Raw genomic sequence first — 5738 nt, 5'->3', positions numbered from 1 at the left:
GATGTTCCGACTCAAGTAGTCTACGAGCTGAGAGGTATTTCAGCAGCCTGTTAGGGGACCAGATAGAGGCGTTGCAGGAAGAAATACTCACCGTCAACCACATCTGACCGAATAGGAAGCGTGCGTCACGCAAAACGCTTCTGAAATATGGCGCGTCTTTTTCTTAGATCCGCCGAATTTAGGGCGTCCTTCGCGTGACCCAGTAAATCCAGCGCCCGGCGCATAGCACCGGGCGTTACTTCCTGCAGATCCGCCGCCACCTCGGGCGGCGAGCTACTACAGGTTAAAATATTAGTTGCCTTCCGGCAGCCTGTGCTTGCCGACGATGTCCTTCCACTCCTGAAGCTCATCCTCAGATGAAGCGAATACAGAGTGCTCGGCACTGATCGCCATCATTCTATTGAACTCCTTGACATCGGCAGGGTCAGTGATCACGCCACTTCTGTAGCGCAAATTCTCCGAAAAAATAATTGCTCTGTCTGGAGAAATTGGGTAGTAAAACTCAGTACCTGGAATGACCTCACCTCTGGGTACGCCCACTGCGTACGTGTTTATGATTGGCTGGTCACCGGTAATGAAGTTCACTCCCGACTTGTTCAGCAGCAACGTTGGGACGAATCTGTCTCTTCCATTGATAAGTGCAGAACCGACCAAGGTCGCCATCATAGGAATAATCGCAGCCATTGACCGATCCACGTAACCGGGGTTGTCCGCCTCCATTTCACGTTTCAAGCTTTCCTTTGCGCGTACAGTCCTAAAATACTGGGTCATCGCAAAGTAGCAGAATTCGATGTAGTCTTCGCCTTCTGCGATGTTGAACGCATCTGCATTGCGTAGGGCAGGGAGATATTTAAGGCCGGAGTGCTCAATCATTCCTTGGTATTGCTCGCCCAGTTGGCGCGCACCTTGAGTGACAAACCCATCAATGCTCGACCTGTCCGCACCCAAGGTTACCAACGCGTCACGAAACGTGAAGATCAGCTGGACGCTGGCAATCCAAGACTCAGCACCGATTCGTATCAGCTCACTTTTCTGTCCCGACGCTAGCGTCTTCAGCATCCGAACATCTTTCTCGGTCATCTCACCGATCTCATAGAAGTATCGCTGATGGGCCACGTTTCCTGGACTGGTGGTAAGCACATTTCCGTCTCGTGTGAAGGAGATCAGACCCTCAACAAGCCAAGGATCAAAGTAATCTTTCCACACATGATGTTGCTTCTTAGTAATACTCATTTGGCAATCCATCGCTTCCGTTATAGAACCTTCGATTTTTACACAGAACAGATGTCAATCAGCGGTCAGAATGTGCCGAAAGACGATGGCCAGGCACTCCCAAACTGCGACAGCCGTCGATCAGTAGGAAGTTCACCCAAGGGTAGGGCGATGGTTTGCTCGTGCGGAAGACGCGAAGCAGCCTGCTGAACATAAGCTGCGTTATGCGAAGTAACGTCTTGATATATATAGTGTTTTTAAAGCGCATTCCGATGCTACATCGAGTCGCCCACCTCATCAACACCTGGCGCTGCCAAAGACGCACGTAACGCCAACGTCATGGGCATCATCACCAACGCGGCCAGCCCCCCCGAGTTGCCGGCTGGAAGACGAGCAGAAAGCGTGGGGGAAACGTCCCGAATTGCCTGGTCAAGGCTCAACGCAAGGATCAGGGTTCACCAGCGGCCATCATCACTTGAAGACGAGAAGTCTCGCTTGGCCACGTCCAGGACCAGATTCGGATCCAGAGCCAGAACCTCTGACGGCTTCGCGCCGGACAGCAGAGCATGCGGAGCGACCAGCCACTCGACTTCCTCCCACCCAGACGTAGGTTCGCCGCTTGATACGCCATCTGGCCCACGCAGTAGCGCCAACACTGCAGAGAGGCCAGCCCAAGGTGTCCCAGCAGGGTCGAGCTGCCACGGTGGAAAGAGATAGAGCTTCCGTTCTGCGATCCACACGCCCAAAACGCCGTCAGATTGAAGGCATTGCTTCAGGGTCCGGCCCTGGAGGGCATCCGGACTCATCAGCGCTTCGAATGTGTCCGCATCTAGCCAATCTGCCGCGGCGTCAGCCCTAGCTTGAGCAGACGCGGTCGTTTCCGGTGGTAGATTCCAGAGCATAGGCCGCCTGCTGCATGAGCTGCTTGCCGCTAGAATGCCACGGCTCGCCACTCAGGTAACCTGTGGGGGAAACGTCTCAAACTGCCGGACCAGTCAGGCCGAGGGCTACCCACAAGCGCAGCTAGCCGCCGGTTTGAGGATGGTAGGCCTTCCACGAAATAAGGGGCACCTTATTCGCAGCAACGCGAAAAACAGGGCACCTTATCCGGGGTTTCGCGAAAACATGGGCGAGTTTCCGCGTCAAAAGAGGCGGGTTTCCTCCAGAACATGGGCTGTTTGTTGATGGAGCACGTATTCCTGTTACCTCAAGCTCTTTGCATTTCAACAGTCTATAGATCCAGATCTCCCATCCCTAACAAGCTGAATAGGTGAGCGCCTTGGGGCATATGTGTTACTTCTCCGATAACTTCAGGTATTTGTGTTACTAGTTCGGCGTGGAATCTGGCGGGCCTCGCGGATCGGTTGCGCCCCCAGCCTTTCGGGAGTAGCGTCCAAGGCATGTCAGCCACGTTCCCTGACGCTGCTCTCGGCAGCGACGCGGGCCCATGTTGACCATGACGCACCTCCGAGCCCGAATGCATCTCTGTAGGTGCCCAGACCGCTGCCCTCGCAGAGAGGTCTATTTGGAGCACGCGAATGAGTGTTACGACCAAGGCCAGGCAACGCCGACTAGGTGTGCGGCAAGCTCGGACAAGCAACTCGGCTAACCTCTGGACGCTGCAGTCTCCTATGGCTGAGAGCAGCCCGACGGCAGCACCCGCTGGCTGGAGGTGCTGGGCTGCGGCATGGTTCACCCGAACGTGCTGCGCAACGTCGGCATCGATCCGGAGCGCTACACCGGCTTCGCCTTCGGCCTGGGCGTGGAACGCTTTGCGATGCTGCGCTACGGCGTCAACGACCTGCGCGCGTTCTTCGAGAACGACGTGCGGTTCCTCAAGCAGTTCGCGTAAGCCGCAACCATGTAGAGCCGAGCCATGCTCGGCTGCTCCCGAATCGACGGCTCCTAAATTCGCAGGCCCAGGCGCATGCGCCGGGCCCACCAGGGTGACACCATGAAATTCTCCGAAAACTGGCTGCGCAGCCACGTCCCGACCTCCGCCTCGCGCGATGAACTGAGCGCGGTGCTGACCGCCATCGGCCTGGAAGTGGAAGAGGTGACCGCGCTCGGCAACGGCCTGCAGCACGTGGTCGTGGCACGCATCGTCGAAGCCGTGCGCCATCCCGAAGCCGACCGCCTGCAGGTGTGCAGGGTCGATGCCGGGCAGGGCGAACTGCTGCAGATCGTCTGCGGTGCGCCGAACGCGCGCCCGGGCCTGGTTGCACCGCTGGCCATGGTCGGCGCGCAGATCGGTGACCTGAAGATCAAGCCGGCCAAGCTGCGCGGCGTTGAATCCAACGGCATGCTGTGCTCGGCCAAGGAGCTGGGCCTGGATACCGATGCGTCGGGCCTGCTGGAACTGCCCGATGACGCGCCGGTCGGCCAGACCCTGGTCGAATACCTGGGCCTGCCGGACGCCAGCATCGAGATCAAGCTGACGCCCAACCGCGCGGACTGCTTCAGCGTGCGTGGCATCGCCTTTGATGTGGCCGCCGCCACCCGCAGCGCAGTGCTGGATTTCGCCGCCGACGCCATTGCGCCGGTCGGCAGCCGTGAGCTGTCCATCCAGCTCGACGCCGGCGCCGAAGCGCCGCGTTACCTGGGCCGCGTCATCGAAGGCGTCAACCCCGCCGCCAAGACCCCGCTGTGGATGGCCGAGCGCCTGCGCCGCAGCGGCGTGCGTCCGGTCTCGCTGCTGGTGGACATCACCCAGTACGTGATGCTGGAACTGGGCCAGCCGATGCACGCGTATGACCTGGGCACCCTGCAGGGCCGCATCGGCGTGCGCCGTTCGCGCGCCGGTGAAGCCATCACGCTGCTGGACGGCCGCGATGCGGTGCTGGACGACAGCTTCCTGGTGGTGACCGACGCTGACCGTGCGGTCGGCCTGGCTGGCCTGATGGGCGGCTTCGACACCCGCGTCACCGACGACACCACGGCGGTATTCCTGGAAGCGGCGCACTTCGCGCCGGCCGCCATCATGGGCCGTGGCCGCAAGCTGGGCCTGCACACCGATGCCGGCCACCGCTTCGAGCGTGGCGTCGACCCGGCGCTGCCGCGCACCGCCATCGAATACGCGACCCGCCTGGTGCTGGACCTGGCCGGCGGCACGCCGTGCCCGGTGACCGAGGCCGTCAACCCGGCCGATCTGCCGCAGCCGGCCACGATCCTGCTGCGCCGCGCGCGCATCACCCGCGTGCTGGGCATCACCATTGAAGATGCCGAGGTCGAGCGCATCCTGCGCGCGCTGGGCATGGGCGTGACCGCGGCCGGTGAAGGCTGGCAGGTGACCGCGCCCAGCCGCCGCTTCGACATTGCCATCGAAGAAGACCTGATCGAGGAACTGGCGCGCATTCACGGTTACGAGCAGATTCCGACCACCCTGCCGGGTGGCGCGGCGCGCGTGGCGATGCCGACCGAAACCCAGCTGGACGTGCTCAGCGTGCGTCGCCAGCTGATCGCCCGCGATCTGCAGGAAACCCTGAATTTCGCCTTCGTCGATGATGCGCTGCTGAGCCAGTGGCAGCTGCGCGACAACCTGGTGCCGCTGGCCAACCCGCTGTCGGCCGAGCTGGCGGTGATGCGCCCGGCGCTGCTGCCGGGCCTGGTCGCCACCCTGGGCCGCAATGCCGCCCGCCAGCTGTCCCGCGTGCGCCTGTTCGAGGTCGGACGGGTGTTCGCCCAGCAGGCGGGCGAAGGCCAGCCCGCACCGCTGGAAACGCCGCGCGTGGCCGCTGCCGTCTGTGGTGATGCGCAGTCCGTGCAGTGGGGCCTGCCGACCCGCAAGGTTGATTTCCATGACCTGAAGGGCGACCTGGAATCGCTGGCCGCCGCCAGCGGTGCCGTGCTCGAATTCCGCCCGTCCACCCGTGCCTTTGGCCATCCGGCCCGTTCGGCCGAGGTGTACCGTGACGGCGTGGTGATTGGCTGGATCGGCCAGATCCACCCGCGCCTGACCAGGGCCATGGACATCGAGGCCGACGTCCATGCCTTCGAGCTGGACCTGGAGGCGCTGTCCACCCGCGCGCTGCCGCGTGCCGGCGAGCTGTCGCGCTTCCCGGCCGTGCGCCGCGACCTGGCCTTCCTGGTGCCTGAACAGGTGGCCTGGAGCGACCTGGCCGCCACCATCCGCCAGACCGCAGGCCCGCTGCTGCGCGAGCTGAACCTGTTCGACCGCTACGTCGGCCAGGGCGTCGACCCGGGCTTCAAGAGTCTCGCTATGGGCTTGATTTTGCAGGACAAGTCGCGCACTCTGACGGACCGCGACGTGGAAGCGGTGGTGGCCGAGGCGGTCACTGCGATCGAGCGTGAACACCACGCCCGGATCCGCGGCTGAGCGGGAAGCACTCAGGGGTAGCAGGCAATGGCATTGACCAAGGCGGAGATGGCGGAAAAGCTGTTTGACGAAGTCGGTCTGAACAAGCGTGAAGCCAAGGAATTCGTCGACGCGTTCTTCGATGTGTTGCGTGAACCAGCCGGTGTAGCGCTCCTTGCCTGGAATCTCCACCGAGCGGGTGAACATCTTC

At 61.7% G+C, this 5738-nt stretch carries 3 protein-coding genes and 1 pseudogene; 3 read left to right on the top strand and 1 reads right to left on the bottom strand.

Features of this window, described 5'->3' with window-relative positions; all coding sequences use genetic code 11:
• Positions 1-291: 291 nt before the first annotated feature.
• Positions 292-1233: a DUF4238 domain-containing protein gene (locus tag ACQKDV_RS17990; protein WP_427785557.1), complete on the bottom strand. Its 942-nt coding sequence runs from the start codon at positions 1231-1233 to the stop codon at positions 292-294.
• A 1618-nt stretch (positions 1234-2851) separates the two neighbouring features.
• On the opposite strand from ACQKDV_RS17990, the pseudogene ACQKDV_RS17985 reads away from it, so the two are divergent.
• From ACQKDV_RS17985 to ACQKDV_RS17975, 3 genes and pseudogenes are all read left to right on the top strand, one after another.
• Positions 2852-3064: pseudogene (locus ACQKDV_RS17985) on the top strand (phenylalanine--tRNA ligase subunit alpha); the annotation flags it as partial.
• 102 nt (positions 3065-3166) lie between these two features.
• Positions 3167-5548: a phenylalanine--tRNA ligase subunit beta gene (gene pheT / locus ACQKDV_RS17980; protein WP_427785556.1), complete on the top strand. Its 2382-nt coding sequence runs from the start codon at positions 3167-3169 to the stop codon at positions 5546-5548.
• A 27-nt stretch (positions 5549-5575) separates the two neighbouring features.
• On the top strand, positions 5576-5738 hold a 163-nt coding region (locus tag ACQKDV_RS17975), incomplete at its 3' end, for an HU family DNA-binding protein (RefSeq protein WP_427785560.1).

Source organism: Stenotrophomonas sp. NPDC077659 (assembly GCF_050268705.1).
Lineage (GTDB): Bacteria > Pseudomonadota > Gammaproteobacteria > Xanthomonadales > Xanthomonadaceae > Stenotrophomonas.
The sequence above is the reverse complement of the archived record's forward strand: the minus strand, read 5'-3'. Positions and strand labels throughout refer to the sequence as shown.

What these genes read in the sequence shown, in the direction of transcription:
- ACQKDV_RS17990 (WP_427785557.1), bottom strand. Translation starts at nt 1,233, where the DNA reads ATGAGTATTACTAAGAAGCAACATCATGTGTGGAAAGATTACTTTGAT.
- pheT (WP_427785556.1), top strand. Translation starts at nt 3,167, where the DNA reads ATGAAATTCTCCGAAAACTGGCTGCGCAGCCACGTCCCGACCTCCGCC.